The sequence below is a fragment of the Acinetobacter sp. F-1 genome, assembly GCF_022869025.1.
Classification (GTDB): domain Bacteria; phylum Pseudomonadota; class Gammaproteobacteria; order Pseudomonadales; family Moraxellaceae; genus Acinetobacter; species Acinetobacter pseudolwoffii.
Map to the genome: position 1 here is coordinate 57,885 of NZ_JAJKFX010000011.1, position 23,315 is coordinate 81,199.

Here is a 23,315-nt window from a genome sequence, read left to right on the forward strand (position 1 = left end):
GTGATTAAGCGCGGTAGCGGAAAAGTGGTTGGCCGAATTGAATCACTTCACCATTTTTCACTAGAATTTCTTCGATCACACCACTTTGAGTTGCTTCAATCGGGTTCATGATTTTCATTGCTTCGATAATACCTAAGGTATCACCAGCAGAAACGGTTTGACCCACTTTGACAAATGTCGCTTCGCCTGGGCTTGGTGCAGAGTAAAACACCCCAACCATTGGAGATGTTTCAACAGCACCGCGCGGAGACTTCGCCGCAGGTACTTCAGCTGCAGGTGCAGGCATTGCAGGAACAGCCGCTGCAACCACTGGATTACGACGAGTTAATGCAATCGATTGATCGCCTTCTTTAACTTCGATCGCCTGTAAGTCAGATTCAATCATCAAGTCGATGAGTTTCTTGATTTTACGGATATCCATGAGACAGTATTCCTAATTAAGATTTTGTAGAAGATTGTATTTTTTCAATGACATAGTCGAGCGCAGCAGCATAGCCTTTTGCACCCAGACCACAGATCACGCCGATGGCTTTATCGGACAAGTACGAATGATGTCGAAATGCCTCGCGTGCATGGACGTTTGACAAATGGACTTCAATAAAAGGAATGGCGACACCAAGCAGGGCATCGCGAACCGCAACAGAACTATGTGTCAATGCTGCCGGATTGATAATGATATATTGTACGCCGTCGAGTTGGGCTTGATGAATTCGGTCAACGATTGCGCCTTCCCAGTTGCTTTGGAAGGTATCGAGTTGTAATGTGGCCTGTTGAGCCTGAGCAGTCAGTTGCTGATTAATATCGCCAAGCGTAAGATGACCATAAACTTCTGGTTCGCGCTTTCCAAGCAAATTTAAATTCGGTCCATGAATAACCAAAATGGTCGAACTCATCCAGCATGCTCCAATTAAAAAGTATCGAGGTTTGTTTGCAAGATAGCTGCAAACTCTGCTTATTATTGCATGATTTTCTACATGACTATTTATAATTTCTTTGAATTGACGTAGAAAGCATATCCTAAACAGTGGCGCTATAATGAAAACTTTGCAGAGATTTGGCAATGTTAAAAAATTACAATTCGCAGGGTATTCAGATTGTTTTCATTGTAAACCCAATTGGCAAAAACAGTTAATATCCTTTATGTAACTGTATCTTCATGTTAAGGATCAGCTCTTCTGTTTGATCATATTTTAATCTTGCAAAAATTCATGTCTGGCCAAAACGATTAGGACATTCAATCGAGAGATCCTTGACTTGCGTGAGAGGATGACTAGCCTAACTTTGCCTTTAACCGTGCTTCCCTTAATGTCAAAATCTCATCTTGAAAAGATGGAGAAATACTTAAAAAGGCAAGATAAGACAATATGTTAATAAGCTTATTTTAATATTTTAGTCTGTGTTTTTATATGCATTTTATTACAAAATACCAGATAAAAATGAGTTACTTCAATTTAGAGATCAGTTTTATGTTCTGTTTCTAAATTTATAAAGCTGACTAAGAAACAGACATCGAATTTAAAGAGATTTATAGCGAAGGGTTTGGAAAAATTTAGATTGTCGCTATCTTGATGAAATGACGAATATGTTCATTTCAAAGCATTCTAAATCGCTAGGCACAGGCGCATCTGATATCTAGATAGTGGCAAAAACACATATCTTTGTTGGTATTTTGCACGCCACTTTCTTTGCAAAAAATCTCAGAAACAGCTTGTAGTCATGCATATGGAGCAGAGGTATGGGGCAAAAACATTAACTTCTTGAGCGAATATTTATATACTAAGGCGATCAGACTTGAGCCAGAAGTATTATGACACCTGCATGTAAACTCTTAAAAACTCAAAAAATTGAATATAGTATTCATGAATATGAACATGATGCCAATGCGAAAAGCTTTGGTTTAGAGGCTGCAGAAAAATTAGGATTACAAGTCGAAGAAGTCTTTAAAACGCTATTGGTAACGGATGAAAAACAGTATTTCGTTGCCGTGTTACCAGTCAATCATCAGCTTAATCTAAAAAAAGTAGCGGCAGCTTGTGGTTGCAAGAAACTGCAAATGGCAGATCCGAAACATGCCGAACGTTTAACCGGTTATCTGGTCGGTGGAATCAGTCCAATCGGACAAAAGAAGCGTTTAAAAACAGTCATTGATGTATCGGCAGAAAAGCTCAATAAAATATATGTGAGTGGCGGTAAAAGAGGTTTGGATATCGGACTGAAACCGGCTGATCTTGCCAAAGTGCTGAATGCACAGTTTGTCGATGTGCTGGATGTATAAGGTCAAATTCCCCTGAAGATTTATATGAATAGCGTTTGAAGTGATCTTTTTTTGGTCGGAAAAATCAGCAAATCATTTTATACCTTTGTATATTAGGTCACGAATAAGCACAGCGGAAATGTGCGCAATAAAGAATTAAAAATAATAAAAATGATTATGCGGAGCATAAAGGATGAAAGTTCAAAATAAAAAATGGCCACGATTCTGTCTGACCTTATCTGCAATGGCGATGCTGTCTGCGTTTCCGAGTGTACAGGCCGCTTCTGCGCCTTCAGCTGCACCTGCCAATTCACAGCAGGTTTTCTTTGTCGGAAACAACTGGGATGGCACAGTGACTGTGATTCGTCCATCGGGTGATTTTGGCAAAATTGGCGTCATTAACATGATTCCTGACCGTAAAGAGCGTCTCAAAGAAATTCATCTCAATCCAATCAAGCTGATTGCCTATACCTATATTCAGGCCACAGCGGGTGAAGGTAATGATCAGTTGGTAGATGATATGTACTCGACGCCAGATGGTCAGTCCATCGTGGCATCGCGTCCAAGTTTCGCCGATGTGGTCTCTATTAATATCAAAACAGGCAAGATGAACTGGCGTACACCGGTTGAAGGTTTTCGTGCCGATCACATGGCGGTTTCGCCAGATGGTCAACGCGTGGCGGTGTCAGCATCTTCAGGCAATGTGGTACATGTCCTGGATATTAACACTGGCAAAGAGTTAGGGCGTTTTGCTACGGGTGATAAACCACATGAAAATATCTACTTCGATGATGGTAACAAGATCCTGAACTCCGCGATTGGCAATGTTGAAACGTCAATGGATGCACAGTGGCAGGATTTCACCAAAGGAAAACGCTACATTAGCATCGCGGATGCCAATACCCATCAAGTGCTGAGAAAAATTGATTTCAGACCTGCACTCGATGCATTTGGTCGCAAGGATTTATCCAATTCAGTTCGCCCAATGGTATTTAGCAAGGATGAAACGAAACTTTATGCCCAGGTTTCATTTTTTAATGGTCTGATTGAGTACGATCTGAATCAGAACAAGATTAGCCGGATCGGACAGCTCCCTGGCAGTGATAGTATCCCGAAAGACCGGACAAAATGGGTCAATGATTCGCGTCATCATGGTTTGTCAATCAGTGCTGATGGTGAAAAGCTCTGTGTTGCAGGAACCATGGATGATTATGCCACGATTGTAAATCGTAAGACGCTGACTGCCGGCAAACTGATTCCTGCCGGCAAACCCTATTGGGCAACGCGTAGTCCAGATGGTAAAAGCTGTGTGATTTCCGAAAGTGAAACCGATGTGGTGACCGTGATTGATTTTGCCACAGGGGATAAAGTGCTCAGTGTACCAGTTGGGAATCATCCACAACGTGTCCGGATCGGCTATGCACCAATAGACTGGTCAACGCCGTAGTCGAGCAACGATATAGGCAGCGTTTTGATAAGAGCTGTCTTTATTGGGTTGAGGAGATCAAGATGAAAGATAAGACCGTTCTTTTATATCTCATCATCGGATTACTCTTGTTCGGCATTTTGGTGGCTATTGCTTACCAGATACGACAAGACATCTATCGGACTGATTTTGCCAATCAAGTCCAAGCCCATCGTGATCAGGTTGCCCGACTTGAAAAATCATCCAGCTATATGTCTCTGAGTTTTAAGAGCAATAGCCAAAATACACAGGCTGAACCAAATAATGTAGCTACAAAGCAAAGCCTATTGTTAAAGCAACAACAACAGTTATATCTAGACTTTGCTCAAATCATCAGTGCTTTAGGTCAGGGGCAACAACCAGATCCTAGACAGGTCAGTTTGCTGGTTAGTCTACAGCAGACGCTGGTAGAAGCTAAACTGGTGACTCGAGACGAGGCGAAAGCACAAATTGAGTTTCTGCTGAAAGTTCTGCCAGAAATGGATCATGAATTGCATCGGGCTTTGCGAACCTTAGAACAAATCCGAAGTTGAGGAATTCAAGCCACGAATATCTTTTATTATTTTAGATGTGAAAATTGCTTTCATAAAAAAGCCCAAATGAGAATTCAGGCGTTTAGATATAAGTAGTGAAGACAGCGTACTTTTATAAACAATTCGCAGGCTTAGGTACGCCGGCCAAACGGCTTAAATGCCGCGCGACCAGACCCGTATTAAACTTTTCCTGAAGCATGGCATTGTTAATGTCAGCACTAACCGTTTTCATTAGGAATTTAATTAAGGGACGTGTGGCCGGTGAATGGCCAAACTGCTGATAGAACTGACGCACTGCTTGCAGAATTTCAAAATGCCACGGGGTTAAGTTTAGTTCCAGGTTATTGGCCAGGACTTGCGCGACGTCTTCATTCCAAATGGTGTAATCGATCAGATGACCATCTTGATCCAGTTCTAAATTCATATTTAACTCATTGATTATTTCATTGAAATACAGCGATTAAACCCGAGGCAAAGATCTGCAAAATCGGCAAAATCGAGAAGCTTGACCTGAACCGACAAAGGCTGTGTCAAAAGCTCTGCATCATTTTCCAGCATGTAAATTTGCGGCAAATTTTGTAGAAATGAATGCTCCAGCTGTAATACGGCTTCACCCATCAGTACGATCTGATCAACTGGGGTATAAATTTGAGCGAGTTGTTCCAGAGTCTGCGCCGTTGCCGCATAGTTCGATTGGATCAGATAAAGTGTGTGATTTGACATTTTATATATCCTTTATTCCTTACCAATACAGCACATGATCAAAGCCTTGAATAAACGCTGGGCTTAGCTCAATAAATTCAATCTCTTGTTCGCTCTGAGCCACAAAGGGCGAGTTCTGGTTTTTCTGTTCAATCAGAATTGGAGTCAGGTCATAAAACTCAAAACTGTCGACCATATTCGATGCCAGTTTAAAGGCATGTTGTAACTGATCAAATTGCAGTTCTGAGCGTAGAAGACTAAGGCCTGCACCTTGTAGCAGAACTTTCACTTCCGCACCAAATGTCGCCAAAACCATGGTCGCAGACAGGCTTTCATGCACTTGCAGGCTGGTCAGATTGGCTTGGGTTAATATAACAAGTACAGATTTCACACAAGATTCCTTGGAAAAGCAACACATTCTAAAAAATGGAACATCTAGAATTGAATCAGACGTTGTGAGGATTGAACAGCATCGGCAAGTTCACCTAAACCGACCAATTCAAAGGCATCCGCCAGATTATGCTGCTGAATATTGTGACGTTGAGCATTGTCCTGATCTGTAATCCCTCGCGCCAGTGCTGCACTTACACAGACCGGTAGGCGAATATTGAGTGCTTGCCAGGCATGTGTAAGATGACGTTGATCGTCGGGCACCCATTGCAGTGCATTTGCGACCGACACGCCGTCCTGATAAAAGAATACGCGGAATTCTTGGTTTTTGTTGTGTAATGCCTGCGCCAAACCAAGGGCATGCCAGGCATAAATAGAAGTTGGTGCGGAGGTAACAAGAATTAAGGTGCTCATCGAAATTCACTACAGGCTTGATCAATAGCAACAGCTTGATCTGGGCTTCATCAGAAAGTAGGTAGTATACAATGATTTTAGTGACGGGTGGATTAGGCTTTTTAGGCTCACATATTGCTTTAAGTCTGTTAGCACAAGGATTAGAGGTCATTGTGGTCGATAATTTGGCCAATGCCAACTTGCAGACGCTGGAGCGACTTGAATATATTTCCGGGATGTATGTGCCTTTTATCAAAATTGATATTCGCAATACGCCTGCATTAAACAAAGTATTTGAACAGCATTCGATTCAGGCTGTAGTACATGCTGCCAATTTTAAGTCGCTAGAAGAATCAGTATTAAAACCCCTTGAATATTATAATGATAATGTCAGCTGTATTATGAGCTTAATGCGCGCCATGCAACGTACCGGCGTACGGCATCTGGTGCATTTATCCAGTCTGGCAGTCTATGGACAATCCGGTACGGATCTCAATGAAGATCTACCTTTTAACTATACTTATCCCAATCCCTATATTAAATCGCAACAGATGGTTGAGGAAATTATTCGGGATACTGTCAAAACAGATAACGAGTGGCGCATTGCTATCTTAAGACTATCTAATATTAGCGGCGCCTTCGAGCATGGTGTCCTAGGCGAGGCGGTGCCACCTTTACCGAAAAATATTGTGCCTTTGGCAATGCAGGTCGCTGCGCAGCAGCGCGAATATCTGGAATTACGCCGTCAGGCTTATACTGCGGATGGAACAGTAGAGCGGAGTTTTCTGCATGTGGCAGACAGTTGTGATGCGGTGATTAAATCCTTGCAGTGGCTATGGCAACAACAGGAATTAAAATGTGAAGCCTTCAATATTGCTGGAACGCTCATTTCGATACAGGATTTGTTGGATCAACTGGCAGAAGTGACCCAGTCTGTAATTAGAACAGTCGATGCCTTGCCTTATCCTCATGCAGAGCTTGACCAGCTAGGCGCGAATATTGAAAAGGCACAGCAGATTTTGCATTGGCAACCGCAACGTTCACTGAAAAAGATGCTTGAGGATGAATGGCTATTTTATCAAAATATACTGAGAGGACAGTAAATGAGATAAGTAAAAAATATTTGATAATAATTATCATTTACATATTTAATATAATCGATTACTTTTAATCAATCTAGCAAAGTATCGTGATAGATGCTTTTAAAATCAGCGATATGTAAAAAATTGAGGTTGAACATGCAAACACGTATTGAACATGACACCATGGGCGAAGTGGCCGTACCGAGTGAGGCTTTATGGGGCGCTCAGACCCAGCGTAGCTTGCAAAACTTCAAGATCGGCAATGAACGCTTGCCACGGGCAATGATTGGTGCAATGGGACTGGTAAAAAAAGCTGCAGCCTTGACCAATGCTAAACTGGATCAGATTCCTCAAGAGCTGTCGGGCTATATTGTGGATGCAGCAGATGAGGTGATTAGCGGGCAGTGGGATAGCCAGTTTCCACTGGTGGTCTGGCAAACCGGTTCAGGCACGCAAAGTAATATGAACTGTAATGAGGTGATAGCTAATATTGCCAATCAAAAATTGGGCAATCATTTAGGTGCGCAAAAACCGGTTCATCCAAATGATCATGTCAACCGTGCCCAATCGACCAATGACTCTTTCCCGACTGCGATTCATGTCGCAGCGAGTTTGCAGATTAATCAACTTCTTATTCCAGCGCTTACCCGTCTACGCGATACCTTGCATGCAAAATCTTTAGCCTTTGCCGATATTGTCAAAATTGGCCGGACGCATTTACAGGATGCGACACCTTTAACCCTAGGTCAGGAATTTAGTGGTTATGTATCCCAACTTGATCATGGCTTGATTCGCTTACAGCAAGCTTTACTGGGTTTGTATGAGTTGCCATTGGGCGGGACGGCTGTTGGTACAGGTCTAAATGCCCATCCTGATTATGCAGTTCAGGCCGCAGAGACACTGGAGAAGCTGACAGGTCTACCATTTGTCACTGCTCCGAATAAATTTGAAGCTTTGGCCGGCCGTGATGCTGCGGTATTTGCTTCAGGCGCATTAAAAACCCTTGCAGTCAGCCTAAATAAAATTGCCAACGATATTCGTTGGTTAGCCAGTGGGCCTCGTTGTGGATTTGGTGAACTGCGTATTCCTGAAAATGAGCCAGGTTCAAGCATTATGCCGGGTAAGGTCAATCCGACGCAAAGTGAAGCCATGACCATGGTGGTGGCGCAAGTGCTTGGAAATGACACCACGATTAATGTGGCAGGTGCATCGGGTAACTTTGAGCTGAATGTGTTTATGCCTGTGATTGCCTATAACTTACTGCAATCCATCCAGCTTTTGGGCGATGCCTGTAATAGTTTCAATGATCACTGCGCCGTAGGTATTGAGCCGAACCGTGACAAGATTGATCATTTCTTGCATGACTCATTAATGCTGGTCACTGCATTAAACCCGGTGATTGGTTACGAGAATGCAGCCAAGGTTGCCAAAACTGCCTATAAAGAAGCTAAAACCTTAAAGCAGGTGGCTGTTGAACTTGGTTTAGTCACAGCTGAACAGTTTGATGAGGTGGTGCGTCCTGAACAGATGGTCTCACCGAATACAAAATAAAGCGTTTAAGGCTTTTATTTTCAATCTTTCAGCCTGTTTTATCATGGAATCGTCAGCAGTGGTTTTTATCTCAGGCAGAGTTGCGTACAATAGAACTCGATGAGATTAACCACTGATGATTGTTTTATGCTTGATATTTATTTAACAGATGTTCAAAGAAAGGTGCAATTCAAGGATTATCCAGGTGAGCATCCTGTTAAATTTATTCTGAATTTTAAAAAGATTTTTCCAAGTGTCATGGAACTTCTTTTGCCGGTGCTTCCAGATGATGAAAATCTGGAAGAAATGTCTTGGGAGTCGACCAGCGGTGACTTTGAGACTTTCCAAATGTTGTTAACCGGTTGGGGCATTATTGAACTGCGTTTAAAGGCGATTAGCCAGTTTAAAGATAAAGCATTTGCGGATCGTTTGGTTAAACAAGCCCAGCAAAAGCGTAAGGACTATCAAAAGCAGCAGTCAAAACTAAGTACAGTTGAACTGGACTATCTGTTTATGCACGAAATGCATGCACTGATCGATGCAGAACTGGTTGAACTAGGTGAGAAATTCTATTTACCGACACTACGTGAGCTGTGGAAAAGTAAAGTATCAGCTCAAGTTTTGAATGCAAAATTTTAATTTAAGTTTATAGTTTTCATTGCTAAAAATTAGTCCTCCATTCTTGGGGGATTAATTTTATCTGTAGCCTAAGCTTTCCTTCATGATCGGAGATGCTTGGAAATAGCCTAAGCTATATTATTAGATTCTCTTTAACAGGGATCTTCAAAAAATAAACCTTATAAAAATAATGATTCCTAGAATTTCGCCCGAGAACAGAGCAAGATAGCCCACTATTTATCCTAAAGTATTTTCATTGGGCAGTAATTTTAACCTTTGTTTAAAAAATAGGTGAAAAGAATCAGTTTTAGCTAAAAAATATATAAAAATATCAAGCAAATAGCCTAGTAATTCTGTCTATTATTTTTTAAGGTATATAAGCTTTATTTTTAGATAAGCTAAAAGTTTAATTGATTAGCTATGCTTCACAAAAATAGCTAAAGGTTCCAATTTTCCCGAAGATATATCCCAGGATTTTTAAAAATGTCGAATCAGTTTTTAGATTTAATTACTAAACGCCGTACTATTTATGCCATTGGCAAGAATATTGAACAATCTCCTGAACGTTTAACTGATTTAATTCAAACTGCAATTAAACAAAGTCCATCTGCTTTTAATTCTCAGTCTTCACGCGCCGTCATTTATTCAACACAGAACATGAAAAGTTTTGGGGCATCGTTGCAGATAAATTAAAAAGTTATGCAAAAGACGAAGCAAGTGCAGCAAAAACCACTGCTAAAATGGCCAGCTTCGCTGCTGGTGTAGGTACGGTACTGTTTTTTGAAGATCAAACAGTGGTACAAGCGTTGCAGGAGCAATTCCCGTCTTATGCGGATAACTTCCCCATCTGGGCAGAGCATTCTACTGCGATTGCGCAATTTGCCACATGGACAGCATTACATACTGAAGGCCTAGGTGCATCTTTACAGCATTATAATCCGATCGTAGATGAGCAGGTGCATGCTGAGTGGAACATTCCAGCCAACTGGAAGCTTCGCGCACAGCTGGTCTTTGGTTCAATCGAAGGCGAAACACATGCCAAAGATTATCTTGCGGACGAAGAGCGTTTTAAAATTTTCAAATAAGCCTGAAATTCATATCTGCGCTTAAATAATTTTAAGCGCAGATATTTTATAATATCTCGACGAAATCCTCATCAGCATTGCTAAAATTCAGTTAAAATAGCGTGCTAATGCAAATAAATGAGTAATATCGAATGTCGAAAAACACGCAAAATCTATCACCTTTACAAGAACTAATCGCAGAGCAAAAGTTACTTTGTGAAGAAGTAGGCTCAGCTTATGTTGAAGTCACGGGTGATGATGTTGTTGCTGTGGCCGTACATACCTTAAAGCAGGATCCGATAGTTGGTATTCGTAAAAAGCCTGAGACAGCGGAAAATATCAGCTGGTATATTTATGGCGGAGAACCTTCAAGTGAAGATGCTTTTGAAACGATGACCGTACGTGAATTACAGGACATCGCACCAGAAGTATTACCATATCTGGCTCTGGAAACAGGTTTTCGTTTCATGATTGATGCCGATGATTATGAAGATGTCTGGAAAGAAGAAATCTAAATGCTAAAAAAATCATCTTTCATTTGTGCAGGATTGTTATTCTTACTGAATAGCATGGTCTTTGCAGAACCACTTTCACAAAGTGCGTATGACCAGTTTATTTCAGAACAGACTAAAATCGTCAATGAAACCAAGCACATTTTAGATGAAGATGATCCAAAGGCCGATGCCAAAACCCAACGTCAGGCTTTTTGTAATCGACTGAAAGCCTATCAGGACATTCAAAAAGTTTCTGAAGAAAATAACAATCTGGATATGGCGCCCATGATGGCTATGGTCGCCAAAAGTTTTCTTGATCGACAGGATCAGAGCCTGAGTAAATCAGGAACGACCACCACCTTATTCTGTAAAAATAGGGATGTTGAATAGGGCGAGTGGTACTTCTTCTCATCACGCATTAATGAAAATAAAGAGAATATTATTATTTTAATCTTGGCTGGATTTTGACCAAAAAATATCATCTTAAATAAGATGCATCTATCTGTAGGGTTTTTTGTAAAGTTAAACTAAAGTATAAACATGATTGTTACTCATTATCCCGGGGATATATCCGGGAAATAAGAAAATTGATAACTATAATTTAATAATTAAACTTTAATATTTTTCTAAGCTTTGTCGAGAGATCTTTTAATACTACATAATATTGTTGCTTGATCATGTCACACATAAGCATTATAGAAATGACTTCATAACGAATAGCGTGAATTTTGTCCTCCTATATAAATGAATGGTATTCCAAGCAGGGTAGTGAAATTATATCTTATATTTATGCTACAAAACTAATCCTGTTGTATTTATAAAATAGCCTAAGTATTTTATATATTTTAGCGGCAAATATCCCTGTTAATTTATTACATGCTCTAAAACGAAAAAAGGAATGTATGTACAAATTTCTGTTATACAAAATAATGGGCTAACTTTGAAAAAGTAGTGGGATGGTAATCTATTTGTTCTAGTATCATCCTTATTCTGAAATTAAAAATAAAATATGGGTGCGATTTCTCTTAATCCCAAGGCTATTTTAAAAATGTATTAGATCGTCTTTATATTGATGGGGCATTTTTCTTTAATTCAAATTAATAATTAAGCTTTGAACACTTTTAATCTGATGATAAATTTAGCCTAAGCAAAATTGATCAACCTGCTACAAATAGCCTAAGCAAATTTTTATTTTAAAAATTTGGCAATTGATTAATTTTCAATATCAACCCACTATTAACATTTAAATCAAGAAATCACGGAATTCTCAAATGATCCTTAACTATCAATTACACCATCATGAAACTTCAACAGTATCTCCAATGATCTTTATTCATGGTTTATTTGGTAGTTTGAGTAATTTAGGAGTATTGGCTCGACATTTTTCTGAACAGAGAACCGTGATCCAAATTGATGTGCGTAATCATGGTCTTTCTGGTCATAGCTCTGATATTAACTATCAGCTCATGGCAGAAGATGTATTGGAAACTTTATCCAGTTTAAATGTTCATAAGTTTGTCGTTGTTGGACATTCTATGGGTGGGAAAATTGCTATGAAACTGGCAGATTTAGCTCGTGAACAGACTGAAAAACTCATCGTGCTTGATATTACACCGGTCCAATATCATGAAAGTCATCATGCTGAAATTTTTAAAGCCTTATTTGCAGTACAGCAAGCAAATGTTGCTTCACGACTGGAAGCAGCAAAAATTATGCGTAAATATCTTCATGAAGAAATGGTGATTCAATTTTTATTAAAATCCTTTAATAAAGGGCAGTGGCTGTTTAATGTTCAGGCTTTATTTGATCATTATCCAGATATTATGGCTTGGGAAAAGGTCGAAAAAACTAATCGGCCAGCCTTATTTCTGCGTGGTAGTGATTCTTTTTATATCTCAAAACCAGAACATTTTGCAGCAATTAATGAACAGTTTTCTCAGGCAAAAATTGAAGTTATTGAAAATACCGGTCATTGGCTACATGGTGAAAAACCAGATGAAGTCATTAAATACATGCAAGCCTTTGTTAATTAAGTAATATTTAAGGCTGTAATGTATGTACCTGTAATTGACCTTCATGGATCAGTTGATGTGCCATCTCAGCAGTTTTCTTTAAACCGGGCATACGATATTCAGTATGTCCGAAATCTTTAATGGATTTCCAGCGGCCGCCCCAGGTCAAACCTACCGATTCAGCGACCTGACCATATAACTCATAACCGCGCATGGCCCAGGGATCACGTTCTGTAATGACTACTTTGCCATGCCGTTTAAAGGCAATATCTGCAGCCAATCCAAATTGATGATAACTCTGAAAGCCTTTGGCCTTAGTAATATTACTATCTGTTGCCAACGAATTTTGCCGTTCCGGACTCCGATAGCCTTCAAGTAAAACCAGCTCATAATCATGCTGTTCTTTCATGATTTTAAATACCATCAGTAAACGTTGCTTAAATCGTGGATTCATCTTATGCCATTTACGGTCTGCTGTACTGATATCTAAATGTGTATACATTGCTGGTCTATAAATATCTTTAAGATTTGAATTAAAGCTTTGTGCTGAAATAGCCGGATGATCTGGAAAATGCTCTTGTTGAAGAGCTTCTATAATGAGGTGGTCAGCAACTTCAGGCGGAGCCGTCAACATTTGCCCATCCAAAAGAGCATAAATTTGTGGATCAACTTTCCTTAAATATTCAGATTCAAATTTTCTGGCAGTTAAGGGCTGGGTAAAAGCGAGTAGCAAAATACTGCCAAATAATATTAATCCGGTAATCAAAATCCACCACTGCTGCACATACCAATGAGAATGCAGATGTTCAGGCGAGGCCGCCCGATAAAATTTACGTGAAAAATGTATTGCTTGAGTCAATTGCTGTTTGCTTTGCGGAATAAATCTGAGAAAAACACCCTGTATCCTTCGTCTAAATTCATAGGACAGCAGGGCGAACATTACCAAGCTCATTAGGGTGAAGCTACTCAATATGATAAAAATCATAAGTGAAATACTTGATCTAGTTCAGATTCCAACCCAGTCTTTTCTTAAGCGATATAAATTGTACAACGGCGCAATTCTTTGCAAAGATTGCATTCAATTTTTCTGAAGTAAATACTTTTAAGTTTTTATTTTTATGAGCTTTCATGGTATTGATCTGAAAAATTTAATTAGGGTAAATGAATCGTAATATAAGCTTGCTCAGCAGGAGCGCTAATCAGATTCTGATATTGAGTAAAAATAGTTATTTGTTCTGTCGATAAAACATATTTAAAAGCGACAAAGCTGAATACTGCAAATAAAAACAGGAAAATTAGAATCCAGAAAAATGGTAATTCTCGATGAATTATATGTCTGATTTGATCGGGAAGCGCGGAAAAAGGAGAAAAGGTCGTTTTCTTGACTTTGAGATAATCAATCTGATCTCCGACTCGAGCCACCAAACTATTCAAATGTTCAATCGATTCAATCCGGTATTTTCCCTGAAAGCCTAATAATAGACAGTAATGATAAACCTCTAATACTGCCAGTCGATCCTTGTCTTTATGACGGATGTTTTCCAGATATTCAAAGAACTGATAGCCAGCCAGTTGTGAACCAAACAGACTTAATTGCAACGGGCTCAACATCCAGGAATTCTGCAAATCAAAAAAGCGCTCATCCTGTTGTGTGACAATCGTTTCGTCCAGTAAAGCACAATAGGCATATTTGGCATCTTGAATATCTTCAGCTAAAAATTGTACCTTACGTGCCTGGCTTTCAAATCGGCTGAGCATCTGCAAAACTTTCTCACGGAATAATTCTATATCAGCAGGTATGTATTTATTTTTTATAAGAAAAATGATATAAAAACCATCATGCAGTAAATCTAGCAAACTTGCCCCGTATGAGATATTGGTTTCGATAGATTGTCTTGCTATATCGCCGATTCCGTTCTGATCCTCTTCAAACAGTGAAGAAGGATTATTTGTGATTGTATTCATTTGAATATTCATCCATTCATAACCGCAATGAGTTCAATCGCAATATCCTGAAACCCATTCGGGATATAAACACAAATTGCTTCTGAATCCAGCATACGCTGATACAGTTCATTATTTGGTTCGATCTCAAAATAATGAACACCGGATCGCACCGGAATTGCCGTAGGAACCTGCATAAGATGCTGCACTGGCACAGCAGGCAAAGCTGCAATTACACGTTGTTCAACATCGATGGTACTGCCGACCTTAAAACGGACCGGAACATGCGCAATCAGATTATGCGCTGGCATTACGCTACTCGATACAGCCAGATATAACCTGGTATTTCGGCTGATTTTGTCTGTTTCCAGACTCCCAATCCAATAGGATGGACGTGTTTCTTTTAAACTGATACTGATATAGCGATTCGAGATAATCGTATCGAGTAAATCTCTGAGAATAATATCCAGCTGATTAAAGCTTTCGTAAAGTTGATGGTGTTGATACTGTGGCAGTTGATCAATCTCATAAGCAGTCGAGAAGGTGAGTAAAGATCCAGTAAGTCGTAGCAGTTCCGCATATAGTCGTTCCGGATGAATTTGCGGATACTGCAAAATATGGTTCAAGCTTGCATGGGCTGTATTTAAGGTATTTACCAGCCAGAAAGAGACAATATCTCCCGAGCGAAATTCAATCAATTTCTGTTCATTTTCACGGTTATTAGATTGAATCGTCTTAATTTTGGCTCGAATGATATTTAAGCTTCGCTTTAAATTGTCTAGCAGATACTCACATGCCTGGATATGTAGAATGGGAGGAATAAACTTATGATTGAGAATAAAATTTCCTGAACTTTGTCTCTTGATTTGAGCAACCGGGATATATAAATAGCCATCCAGATGCTGTTGAGGTATTTGCCCGAGTTCAAATAGCTTAAATTCAGCACGACGGCGTAACAGGGTGATTTCTGCAGTCGTTGCATCGGTAAATAAGTCGTGGGTTGAGATTAACTGCGAGTGATAACGGCCAGCCTGAGTACTTTCGGCATGACTTACATTTTGTTTATTGGGTTGTAGCATCGGTAAAGCCAAATAAACCTGCATCTCTCCATGCAGGTTTAAAGCATCCAGTTGCACGGGTTCTGGTAATAAATCCTGTGCTGGTGCCTGATAAATTTCACCATCCTGCCAAATCATTTCAATTTTACTTAATGCCAGTATGTGCATATTGAACTGTGCTTCATCAAATTGGATGGACTGAATTCCATGAGCAAAAGGAAATGTCGCACGAATCATATGACTCAAACGTTGCTCATGATAAGCATCTTGTAATTGAAAATGTTGCGGTCTTAAAAATAGACCTTCGCCCCAAAGTACTTTTTCTGCTCTGAACATTTTAATATTTACCATTCATTCTTTGATTCATTATTGGTATGTACACCCAGTAATTCATGGACATGCTCTACAGGATTCTCATTTTTGATGACTTGAGCCAGCCATTCATGTAAGGGCAGCTGACTCCATTTAATTGTTTTTTGTAGTATATAGCTCACTGGGCTATGTGGTTCATTGATCTGAAAATACTGAGCAATCTCTTGTAATAACTGCATTGCCTGTTGACGATTGGCCAGATGGTTTTGGGCGTGGGGCTGAAATTTTTGCAGATTTGAATTTGCATGCGAGATATTCATCACAACTGCTTCCGAAGTATGAGGTTGTGGTGAGTTCACCTGATCTAATATTATTTCGGAAGGTTGCTCAAAATTTTCGATTTTATAGATTCGCTTGATACTGGTGAATATTGCTTCGAGCTGAGAGTCTGTGGCTGCAAAACTTGGTGCATCCAGACCCAACAGTTGATCCAAAGTGGTTTTAAGTTTTTGCCACTCTGTCTGAATCTCCAAAAGATATTGATTATTTCGGCTCAGTATAGATTTGTCAGTATTTAGCAATAGTTGCTCAAAATATTCCAAGTCCTGAACAGGATCATTTTCAGAAGAATAATCCTGTTGTTTTAGTTGCATATTGCGCTGATGTAAAAGTGCTTCATATGTACTTAAACTATAAAAAGGTGCGGAGCTGACCAAAGGAATCTGTTTCATTAGTATGGGGAATTGTGCAATCAAACCTTGCAACAAACCCAAACGCTGATCAAAATTATCCTCTTCAATAACAGGATGTATCTCTAACCAGTAGCGCCCCAGACTTTGTTGGCTTAGTTCTAATCCTCGAGCAATACCTTCAAAACCATATAGATGACTCCATGCCTGAATGAGCCAAGTATATAATCGAATATCCTTGGTTTTTTCGCACAATAATTCAATTATTTTGTCATTCACAAATTGCCAATCCGCTTGTTTGGGTTCAGCGATCCAGTCACCTTGATCCAATAGGGGATCATCCCAAGTTTTGGCTTTTTTAATCGCATGAAAATCATTTGAAAATGAACAATCCACACCACATGGCTGTTCAATGGAAATTCCTTGCAATAAATATTCAAATTTCAGTGTCATTTCTATACCCATTCTTATATTTATTTGTTTTTATTATTTAATCTGATCATACAACATCAGCTGTATTGCTTTTAAAACGAAATTTTTTAACTGTTTTAATTTTTGGATCTACACTGTAAAGGATTTTATCTTGCTGGACATCAATATGAATTAATTTAGGCAGCTTTTCTTCACTCATGGCCATGAGTATTTCTGTAGCCAAAGCAGGCAATATGGAAGCATTTAAAATATGATCAATATTACGTGCACCGCTATCAACTTCAGTACAGCGGCTGAGTAGTAGTTCAAGCACGTTTTCATTATAAGTAACTTGCATGGCATATTGCTGCTGGATGCGTTGGATAATCTTTGCCAGTTTATGCTGAATAATCTGGATTAACAGTTCATCGTGCAAAGGATAATAAGGCACGATCTGCATACGTCCTAGAAAGGCCGGTTTAAATTGCTGATATAAGCTTGGTTTTAATTGATCTATCAAAGTATTGGCATCCGGCCAGTTTTCCCTAGGTTGATTTAAACAAGCCTGCATCATGGCATTGGAACCCGCATTCGACGTCAGCAGAATCGTAGTGTTTTTAAAATCGATTAGTCGGCCTTCGCCATCTTCCAGCATTCCTTTGTCAAAGACCTGATAAAATAACTCCTGCACATCAGTATGCGCTTTTTCGATTTCATCCAGTAAAACTACGCTATATGGATTACGGCGCACAGCTTCCGTCAATACGCCTCCTTGACCGTAGCCGACATAACCTGGAGGAGCACCCTTTAATGAAGATACAGTATGAGCTTCCTGATATTCCGACATATTCACCGTAATCAGATGTGACTCACCACCATATAATTCCTGCGCCAAGGCGAGGGCAGTTTCGGTTTTTCCTACACCACTTGGGCCAACTAACAAAAACACAGCTTGCGGTTTGTTCGGATCATCTAGTTGAGCTTTAGACGTTTTAATGCCTTGTACCAGCCGTTGTAATGCATCATCCTGGCCCATGACACGTTGTGATAATTTATCTTGGAGCATTAATACTTGCTGGATCTCATTATTCATTATTTTTCCTACCGGAATTCCAGTCCAGTCTGAAATGATTTGATTAATGATAAGCGTGTTCACACCTTCAAAGACCAATGGATCTTGATCCTGAATCTGGGCTAAATGCCGGCGTAATGTTTTTATTTGATTCTGCTTCTCACTCTGTTCAGATTGAGCCTGTAAGGATTTGATTTGCTGAATTAGTTCCAGTTCTTGCTGCCATTGGCATCTCAGCTGTGAAATTTCCTGTTCTAAGTTGGAAATTTTTTCTGATAATTTAATTAAACGCTCTTGATGCATCAGGGGATCTTGATGCTCTTTGTGTAAAAGGCCATATTCCAGTTGAGAATTATGTAACTGTGCCTGTAACTGGTCTAACTTGACCGGTTGCGAATTTTGGCTCAAAGCCACCCGTGCTGCTGCCGTATCCAAAACACTAATAGCTTTATCTGGTAATTGCCGCCCACTGATATAACGATGCGAATTACGTACCGCAGCAATAATGGCTTCATCATCAATGTGCAGCTGAAAATGTTGAGTCATGACCGGAATCATGGCCCGTAACATATTGATAGCCACTTCTTCAGTCGGTTCTTCTACTTTCACGACCTGGAAACGCCGACTAAGCGCAGCATCTTTTTCAAAATATTGTTTGTACTCAGCCCAAGTCGTCGCTGCAATGGTGCGTAGTTCACCACGTGCCAAAGCCGGTTTTAACAGATTGGCGGCATCATTCTGACCAGCCTGACCTCCAGCACCAATCAGGGTATGGGCTTCATCAATAAATAAGATAATAGGATAACGACAAGACTGAACTTCCTGAATGATTTGTTTGAGTCGATTTTCAAATTCACCTTTGACACTGGCACCCGCTTGTAATAATCCAAGATCCAACATATGCAGCTCTACATTTTTAAGTGGATCAGGTACTTGATGGGTAGCAATTTTAAGTGCCAGTCCTTCTACAACGGCAGTCTTTCCTACTCCTGGCTCGCCAGTAAGAATAGGATTGTTTTGACGACGGCGCATCAGGATATCTAGCATCAAGCGGATTTCGAATTCACGACCAATCACTGGATCAATCTGGCCTAGGCGCGCTTTTTCAGTTAAATTTATTGTGTATTGATCGAGTGCTGGGGTTTTATTAAATTCTGGCTGTTGAACGGGTGAATTTTCTTGTATGTTGCTGCAATGAATATGATCTGGGCTTTCAATACTTTGCTTACAGTGCTCTAAAAATTGGTACTTCATGCTATCAATTGGAAATAGCTCAAATAATGCAGAGGCACGAATCGCAACTTGATATAGATGCGGTGCAGTAAGCAAAGCAACCAGTAAATGTCCACTCCGGATCATCGGATTTTTTTCTGCTGAAGCCAAAAGCCAGGCTTGTTCTAATACACGAATAATTGATTTAGCAAAGATAGGAGTGCGAGAATTCCCTTTATTCAGTTGTTGAATACTCAGACGAAGCTCATTAATCAGATTATCTTCATCAATTTTATATTTTTTCAGCAAGAACTTTATATCATTTAATTCATTTTGTTGTAGCAATTCTAAGAAAAAATGCTCAATTTCGATTTCATAATTTTGATTTTTAATGCAGGAGTTCGCCGATTTTTCAAGGCAGAGGCGCGCATGTCCGGATAATTTTGTAATCAAAATTTTTAAATTACTCATATTTTTCTCTTTTCAATATATAGCCTGATATTTTGGAATTTATAGCTATATGATTCTTATTATTAAGTTTAATTTTTATTTGTTTAAGTTTATCTATAGGCTGTCAAAATATTTTGACGCACTATTTTTGGCATATTCTACTCAAATCCAATAAAAAGTCTGCATTCATTGATCGGAATTTAGCAATTTTAGCAAATTACATAAAATTTTTAACTAAAACTCATTTTCGTATTGACTTTTTGTGATCATTTTTTGTTAAATCCACATCACGATTTTAAAATTATAAGAATAGAAAAATCATTTTTTAATATTCAAAAATAAAAAACAACAAAAAATGAGGCTCACTTTGAAAAACAATTTAAGTTTTATCGTATTGCTCATCTCAGGAATGGCACAGCTATGTTTTGCTCAAACCCACGCTGCAGAATTAAATCGATCATGTATCAAGGCCTATCCACAGGCAAAGGATGCTACTGATTTAGCACTGATCGGTTTATATCAGCAGCTGTGCGACAAATCGGCGAAGAAAAATATTCCGCTACAGCATCAACTCAATACCCAAATCGCCAAGCGCTATGTCGAACTAGGATATAACCTGAAGGCATTGAATTTAATCGAGAAATTACATCAGCAGAATTACCATCATCAGGATTTGACTGATCTTGGTTTTTTGGCTGGTATTGGAATCTCTGCCGGAAGTTTAGAGCAGATGCGTAGTACAGAAGTTCGTACTTTAAACGAATTTACCTATCCGCAAGCCAAATCACTGACTGAACATATTTATCTGGCACAACCCGCACCGAAATTTTCTGAATCTTCATCCCATACAGCGTTGAATTCGAAATCAAAACAGATAAAAACCAAGGCAAATACTACGCTAAAACAAAATGTTAATCTAAAGAAAAATAAAACATCGAGTAATAATACGAAAGTGAATACAGCAGCCATGAACAATAAGAAACCAGAAAATATAAGCACTCAAACCCATGGCCTCACTACCAATCCATTTGGATCATTAAAAAATAATTAACAAGGAAAATCATGATGGCTAAGCGTGAAAGTGTACAAAAAAAATTACAACGCATTCGGCCGCCGCGTGTGCAATTGACCTACGATGTCGAAGTCGGGGATGGCCGTGAAGTCAAAGAGTTGCCATTTGTGGTCGGGGTGTTGGGAGACTTTTCAGCAGTCTCTGAACTGAAAAGCAGCAAGCTTAAAGATAAAAAATTTATCAATGTAGACCTCGAAAATATTGATGAGGTAATGCAGTCCTTAGCACCCCGTGCCAGTTTTCAGGTGGACAATAGTTTGACCGAAGAGGGCGGAAAAATTTCGGTAGATCTGATGTTCCATGCTATGGATGATTTCCTGCCGGAACAGGTAGTACAACAGGTTGAACCTTTGCGAAAACTGGTTGAAGCAAGAGAACGTTTAACTGATTTGCGCAATAAGATTTCCAATAATGAACGCCTGGAAGATTTGCTGGATGAAGTTTTAAAAAATACTGACCAAATTCAGAAAATGAGTGTGGAGGCAGACAGTGAATCATTCTAATGCTGCAATTGTCCCAGATGTATCTATTCAGGAATACTCGGTTCTGGATTCTATCGTTGAACGTAGTCGAATTGCCCGTACCGAAGAGGAACATGAACGTGCTAAAAGCCTGATTGGTGAATTGGCCAAGGAGGTTATGGCCGGTACGATTATAGTCTCTGAAAATATGACACTGGCTTTAGATAAACGTATTGCAGAAATTGATGCCTTAATTTCGACTCAGCTCAGTAAGGTTATGCATCACGAACAGTTTCAAAAAATCGAATCTACTTGGCGTGGACTATACTATTTTTGTCAGGAAACGCCATCACATTCTTTAATCAAGATTCGCATGCTGAATACCACTAAAAAAGAACTGGTTAAAGATTTTCAGAGTGCAACTGACTTTGATCAAAGTACATTATTTAAAAAAATATATGAAGAAGAATATGGTTCTTTTGGTGGAGCGCCTTATGCCACTTTAATTGGCGATTTTGAATTTGATCGCACACCGTCAGACCTGTATCTGCTAGAGCAGATTTCACATGTGGCAGCCGCCGCACATGCACCATTTATCTCTGCGGCAAGTCCTTCAATGTTTGGACTGGAAGCTTTTACCGACATCGATCGTCCACGCGATGTGTCCAAAATCTTTGAAACAGCTGAATATGTACAATGGCGTTCATTCAGAGAAAGTGACGATGCCCGTTATATGGCATTGACCATTCCGCGAGTATTAGGCCGTTTACCTTATCATCCGAAAGAAGGTACTGCGACAGCAGGCTTTAACTACGTGGAAGATGTTTCCGGTAAAAATCACAATGAATACCTCTGGATGAATGCTGCTTATGCCCTGGGTACACGGTTAACCAATGCCTTTGACATGCATGGCTGGTGTGCGGCAATTCGTGGTGTTGAAGGTGGCGGTCTGGTCGAAGGTCTACCAGTACATACATTTAAAACCAATGATGGGGAAGTCATTTTTAAATGTCCGACGGAAATTGCCATTACAGATCGTCGTGAAAAAGAACTCAGTGATCTTGGATTTATTTCGTTGGTACATTGTAAAAATACGGATTATGCTGCCTTTTTCGGCGCTCAATCTACACAAAAACCAAAGAAATATGCAAATGACCTGGCCAATGCCAATTCTGCATTATCAAGTCAAATTCAATATATTATGGCAGTTTCACGTATCGCCCATTATTTAAAAGCCATGATGCGTGACAAGGTGGGAAGCTTTGCATCAGCAGGAAATGTCGAAGCATTTCTAAATGATTGGCTGTCTCAATATGTACTCTTGGATGACGGCGCTTCACAGGAAGCCAAAGCACAGTATCCACTACGTGAGGCTTCTATCAAAGTTGTAGAAAATCCGGCAAAACCTGGACACTACAAGTCTGTGGTCTTTTTGAGACCACACTTTCAGCTAGACGAGTTGTCTGTCTCTTTGCGACTGGTCACTGAGCTGCCGCAGTCAAGCAATTAAAGCTGTTGGCAAAATTATAATAACGTTTATAACAATAGGAAAATTATTAAAAATGAAAGATATTTACGTCCAATTTCGAGGCAAATATAAAGTCGATGGTGAATCTCGTGATTCAGAACATAAAAGCTGGTTAGAAGTGAACTCTTGGTCTCACAATATTCGCCAGCCAAAATCGGCAACCTCTTCCAGTGTAGGTGGTCATACTGCAGAACGGGTTGAACATTCTGACATGATTTTTATGAAAGATCTGGATGCAACCAGCCCAAAACTTTGGGAAGCATGTTCAGCAGGTTATACCTTTGATGAAGTACAAATCGATTTTTATCGAGCGAATGGCGATAAACGCATTAAATATCTACAAATTAAATTAAAACATGTGTTGGTTTCACAAGTGACTCCGGTAGTGAATCAAGAAGGTGTTCCAACAGAAGCTTTTGGTCTGAAATATGCAGCAGTTGAATGGACTTATAATCAACAGGATATTAATGGCACGCAAAAAGGTGCAGTGACCAAGAAATGGTCATTGGCAAATAACACTGCATCTTATGCAGCATAATTTGCTCCTTTAGAGGCTGATCCTGATCAGC

24 protein-coding genes and 1 pseudogene are annotated in these 23,315 nt (G+C 39.6%); 14 read left to right on the top strand and 11 right to left on the bottom strand.

What is annotated here, in order from left to right; genetic code table 11:
- Positions 1-4: 4 nt before the first annotated feature.
- Both accB and aroQ read right to left on the bottom strand, forming a co-directional pair.
- Positions 5-421 (bottom strand): acetyl-CoA carboxylase biotin carboxyl carrier protein, encoded by a 417-nt coding sequence (gene accB, locus LOZ91_RS11050; protein WP_005096830.1) that lies wholly within the window; start codon positions 419-421, stop codon positions 5-7.
- Between the two features lie 16 nt (positions 422-437).
- Complete coding sequence (aroQ, locus tag LOZ91_RS11055; RefSeq protein ID WP_005096831.1) at positions 438-893, bottom strand: type II 3-dehydroquinate dehydratase; 456 nt, start codon at positions 891-893, stop codon at positions 438-440.
- A 914-nt stretch (positions 894-1,807) separates the two neighbouring features.
- On the opposite strand from aroQ, the gene ybaK reads away from it, so the two are divergent.
- The 3 genes from ybaK (at position 1,808) to LOZ91_RS11070 (ending at position 4,252) form a co-directional block, all read left to right on the top strand.
- Entirely contained in the window at positions 1,808-2,275 is a 468-nt protein-coding gene (gene ybaK, locus LOZ91_RS11060; RefSeq protein ID WP_074382819.1) for a Cys-tRNA(Pro) deacylase, read from the top strand.
- Positions 2,276-2,447: 172 nt separating this feature from the next.
- Positions 2,448-3,701, top strand: a complete 1,254-nt coding sequence (locus tag LOZ91_RS11065) for a YncE family protein (RefSeq protein ID WP_244783197.1) — start codon at positions 2,448-2,450, stop codon at positions 3,699-3,701.
- A 62-nt stretch (positions 3,702-3,763) separates the two neighbouring features.
- Positions 3,764-4,252 carry a hypothetical protein gene (locus LOZ91_RS11070; protein ID WP_005171046.1) on the top strand — a complete coding sequence of 163 codons (489 nt, stop codon included), beginning with the start codon at positions 3,764-3,766 and terminating at the stop codon, positions 4,250-4,252.
- A 112-nt stretch (positions 4,253-4,364) separates the two neighbouring features.
- Here the strand turns inward: LOZ91_RS11070 and LOZ91_RS11075 are convergent, their stop codons facing one another.
- The 4 genes from LOZ91_RS11075 to tusD are packed head-to-tail and all read right to left on the bottom strand — an operon-like array spanning position 4,365 to position 5,758.
- On the bottom strand, positions 4,365-4,676 hold the full coding sequence (locus tag LOZ91_RS11075) for a TusE/DsrC/DsvC family sulfur relay protein (RefSeq protein WP_074382817.1): 312 nt from the start codon (positions 4,674-4,676) through the stop codon (positions 4,365-4,367).
- A 14-nt stretch (positions 4,677-4,690) separates the two neighbouring features.
- Positions 4,691-4,975: a hypothetical protein gene (locus LOZ91_RS11080; protein WP_100328661.1), complete on the bottom strand. Its 285-nt coding sequence runs from the start codon at positions 4,973-4,975 to the stop codon at positions 4,691-4,693.
- 19 nt (positions 4,976-4,994) lie between these two features.
- Positions 4,995-5,345, bottom strand: coding sequence for a hypothetical protein (locus LOZ91_RS11085; protein WP_005096837.1), 351 nt, complete (start codon positions 5,343-5,345; stop codon positions 4,995-4,997).
- A gap of 44 nt (positions 5,346-5,389) precedes the next feature.
- The gene (gene tusD / locus LOZ91_RS11090) at positions 5,390-5,758 is read right to left on the bottom strand and encodes a sulfurtransferase complex subunit TusD (RefSeq protein WP_005096839.1); all 369 of its coding nucleotides are present in this window, start codon (positions 5,756-5,758) and stop codon (positions 5,390-5,392) included.
- A 71-nt stretch (positions 5,759-5,829) separates the two neighbouring features.
- Here tusD and LOZ91_RS11095 point away from each other — a divergent pair, with 71 nt between their 5' ends.
- The 7 genes and pseudogenes from LOZ91_RS11095 to LOZ91_RS11125 all read left to right on the top strand — a co-directional run bounded on the left by LOZ91_RS11095 (position 5,830) and on the right by LOZ91_RS11125 (position 12,558).
- Positions 5,830-6,840 carry an NAD-dependent epimerase/dehydratase family protein gene (locus tag LOZ91_RS11095; RefSeq protein ID WP_005096840.1) on the top strand — a complete coding sequence of 337 codons (1,011 nt, stop codon included), beginning with the start codon at positions 5,830-5,832 and terminating at the stop codon, positions 6,838-6,840.
- Between the two features lie 135 nt (positions 6,841-6,975).
- A complete protein-coding gene (gene fumC / locus LOZ91_RS11100; protein WP_100357163.1) occupies positions 6,976-8,370 on the top strand; it encodes a class II fumarate hydratase in 1,395 nt (464 codons plus the stop codon).
- Positions 8,371-8,496: 126 nt separating this feature from the next.
- The gene (locus LOZ91_RS11105; RefSeq protein ID WP_100355114.1) at positions 8,497-8,988 is read left to right on the top strand and encodes a hypothetical protein; all 492 of its coding nucleotides are present in this window, start codon (positions 8,497-8,499) and stop codon (positions 8,986-8,988) included.
- A gap of 462 nt (positions 8,989-9,450) precedes the next feature.
- Positions 9,451-10,052: pseudogene (locus LOZ91_RS11110) on the top strand (nitroreductase family protein).
- Positions 10,053-10,183: 131 nt separating this feature from the next.
- The gene (locus tag LOZ91_RS11115; protein ID WP_005171032.1) at positions 10,184-10,546 is read left to right on the top strand and encodes a hypothetical protein; all 363 of its coding nucleotides are present in this window, start codon (positions 10,184-10,186) and stop codon (positions 10,544-10,546) included.
- Positions 10,547-10,915, top strand: a complete 369-nt coding sequence (locus LOZ91_RS11120; RefSeq protein WP_244783198.1) for a hypothetical protein — start codon at positions 10,547-10,549, stop codon at positions 10,913-10,915. It begins immediately after the preceding gene.
- An 881-nt stretch (positions 10,916-11,796) separates the two neighbouring features.
- Complete coding sequence (locus tag LOZ91_RS11125; protein ID WP_244783199.1) at positions 11,797-12,558, top strand: alpha/beta fold hydrolase; 762 nt, start codon at positions 11,797-11,799, stop codon at positions 12,556-12,558.
- A gap of 7 nt (positions 12,559-12,565) precedes the next feature.
- On the opposite strand, the gene LOZ91_RS11130 is transcribed toward LOZ91_RS11125, so the two are convergent.
- The 5 genes from LOZ91_RS11130 to tssH all read right to left on the bottom strand — a co-directional run bounded on the left by LOZ91_RS11130 (position 12,566) and on the right by tssH (position 19,706).
- On the bottom strand, positions 12,566-13,522 hold the full coding sequence (locus LOZ91_RS11130; RefSeq protein ID WP_171304334.1) for a M15 family metallopeptidase: 957 nt from the start codon (positions 13,520-13,522) through the stop codon (positions 12,566-12,568).
- A gap of 167 nt (positions 13,523-13,689) precedes the next feature.
- The gene (gene icmH, locus LOZ91_RS11135) at positions 13,690-14,502 is read right to left on the bottom strand and encodes a type IVB secretion system protein IcmH/DotU (protein WP_074383165.1); all 813 of its coding nucleotides are present in this window, start codon (positions 14,500-14,502) and stop codon (positions 13,690-13,692) included.
- Between the two features lie 8 nt (positions 14,503-14,510).
- Entirely contained in the window at positions 14,511-15,875 is a 1,365-nt protein-coding gene (tssK, locus tag LOZ91_RS11140; RefSeq protein ID WP_244783200.1) for a type VI secretion system baseplate subunit TssK, read from the bottom strand.
- Between the two features lie 8 nt (positions 15,876-15,883).
- On the bottom strand, positions 15,884-16,993 hold the full coding sequence (gene tssA / locus LOZ91_RS11145; RefSeq protein ID WP_244783201.1) for a type VI secretion system protein TssA: 1,110 nt from the start codon (positions 16,991-16,993) through the stop codon (positions 15,884-15,886).
- Positions 16,994-17,039: 46 nt separating this feature from the next.
- Positions 17,040-19,706 carry a type VI secretion system ATPase TssH gene (tssH, locus tag LOZ91_RS11150; protein ID WP_244783202.1) on the bottom strand — a complete coding sequence of 889 codons (2,667 nt, stop codon included), beginning with the start codon at positions 19,704-19,706 and terminating at the stop codon, positions 17,040-17,042.
- Between the two features lie 346 nt (positions 19,707-20,052).
- Between tssH and LOZ91_RS11155 the strand changes: the two genes are divergently transcribed.
- Genes LOZ91_RS11155 through LOZ91_RS11170 form a run of 4 tightly spaced genes read left to right on the top strand, consistent with a single transcriptional unit; the run spans position 20,053 to position 23,284 of the window.
- Positions 20,053-20,736, top strand: coding sequence for a hypothetical protein (locus LOZ91_RS11155; protein ID WP_244783203.1), 684 nt, complete (start codon positions 20,053-20,055; stop codon positions 20,734-20,736).
- A 14-nt stretch (positions 20,737-20,750) separates the two neighbouring features.
- Entirely contained in the window at positions 20,751-21,260 is a 510-nt protein-coding gene (gene tssB / locus LOZ91_RS11160) for a type VI secretion system contractile sheath small subunit (RefSeq protein WP_244783204.1), read from the top strand.
- Complete coding sequence (tssC, locus tag LOZ91_RS11165; protein ID WP_100328651.1) at positions 21,247-22,728, top strand: type VI secretion system contractile sheath large subunit; 1,482 nt, start codon at positions 21,247-21,249, stop codon at positions 22,726-22,728. The genes tssB and tssC overlap by 14 nt, the downstream gene beginning before the upstream one ends.
- Positions 22,729-22,780: 52 nt before the next feature.
- Positions 22,781-23,284: a type VI secretion system tube protein Hcp gene (locus tag LOZ91_RS11170; RefSeq protein WP_005096861.1), complete on the top strand. Its 504-nt coding sequence runs from the start codon at positions 22,781-22,783 to the stop codon at positions 23,282-23,284.
- The last annotated feature ends 31 nt before the right edge of the window (positions 23,285-23,315 follow it).

What these genes read in the sequence shown, in the direction of transcription:
- accB (WP_005096830.1), bottom strand. Translation starts at nt 421, where the DNA reads ATGGATATCCGTAAAATCAAGAAACTCATCGACTTGATGATTGAATCT.
- aroQ (WP_005096831.1), bottom strand. Translation starts at nt 893, where the DNA reads ATGAGTTCGACCATTTTGGTTATTCATGGACCGAATTTAAATTTGCTT.
- ybaK (WP_074382819.1), top strand. Translation starts at nt 1,808, where the DNA reads ATGACACCTGCATGTAAACTCTTAAAAACTCAAAAAATTGAATATAGT.
- LOZ91_RS11065 (WP_244783197.1), top strand. Translation starts at nt 2,448, where the DNA reads ATGAAAGTTCAAAATAAAAAATGGCCACGATTCTGTCTGACCTTATCT.
- LOZ91_RS11070 (WP_005171046.1), top strand. Translation starts at nt 3,764, where the DNA reads ATGAAAGATAAGACCGTTCTTTTATATCTCATCATCGGATTACTCTTG.
- LOZ91_RS11075 (WP_074382817.1), bottom strand. Translation starts at nt 4,676, where the DNA reads ATGAATTTAGAACTGGATCAAGATGGTCATCTGATCGATTACACCATT.
- LOZ91_RS11080 (WP_100328661.1), bottom strand. Translation starts at nt 4,975, where the DNA reads ATGTCAAATCACACACTTTATCTGATCCAATCGAACTATGCGGCAACG.
- tusD (WP_005096839.1), bottom strand. Translation starts at nt 5,758, where the DNA reads ATGAGCACCTTAATTCTTGTTACCTCCGCACCAACTTCTATTTATGCC.
- LOZ91_RS11095 (WP_005096840.1), top strand. Translation starts at nt 5,830, where the DNA reads ATGATTTTAGTGACGGGTGGATTAGGCTTTTTAGGCTCACATATTGCT.
- fumC (WP_100357163.1), top strand. Translation starts at nt 6,976, where the DNA reads ATGCAAACACGTATTGAACATGACACCATGGGCGAAGTGGCCGTACCG.
- LOZ91_RS11105 (WP_100355114.1), top strand. Translation starts at nt 8,497, where the DNA reads ATGCTTGATATTTATTTAACAGATGTTCAAAGAAAGGTGCAATTCAAG.
- LOZ91_RS11115 (WP_005171032.1), top strand. Translation starts at nt 10,184, where the DNA reads ATGTCGAAAAACACGCAAAATCTATCACCTTTACAAGAACTAATCGCA.
- LOZ91_RS11120 (WP_244783198.1), top strand. Translation starts at nt 10,547, where the DNA reads ATGCTAAAAAAATCATCTTTCATTTGTGCAGGATTGTTATTCTTACTG.
- LOZ91_RS11125 (WP_244783199.1), top strand. Translation starts at nt 11,797, where the DNA reads ATGATCCTTAACTATCAATTACACCATCATGAAACTTCAACAGTATCT.
- LOZ91_RS11130 (WP_171304334.1), bottom strand. Translation starts at nt 13,522, where the DNA reads ATGATTTTTATCATATTGAGTAGCTTCACCCTAATGAGCTTGGTAATG.
- icmH (WP_074383165.1), bottom strand. Translation starts at nt 14,502, where the DNA reads ATGAATACAATCACAAATAATCCTTCTTCACTGTTTGAAGAGGATCAG.
- tssK (WP_244783200.1), bottom strand. Translation starts at nt 15,875, where the DNA reads ATGTTCAGAGCAGAAAAAGTACTTTGGGGCGAAGGTCTATTTTTAAGA.
- tssA (WP_244783201.1), bottom strand. Translation starts at nt 16,993, where the DNA reads ATGACACTGAAATTTGAATATTTATTGCAAGGAATTTCCATTGAACAG.
- tssH (WP_244783202.1), bottom strand. Translation starts at nt 19,706, where the DNA reads ATGAGTAATTTAAAAATTTTGATTACAAAATTATCCGGACATGCGCGC.
- tssB (WP_244783204.1), top strand. Translation starts at nt 20,751, where the DNA reads ATGGCTAAGCGTGAAAGTGTACAAAAAAAATTACAACGCATTCGGCCG.
- LOZ91_RS11170 (WP_005096861.1), top strand. Translation starts at nt 22,781, where the DNA reads ATGAAAGATATTTACGTCCAATTTCGAGGCAAATATAAAGTCGATGGT.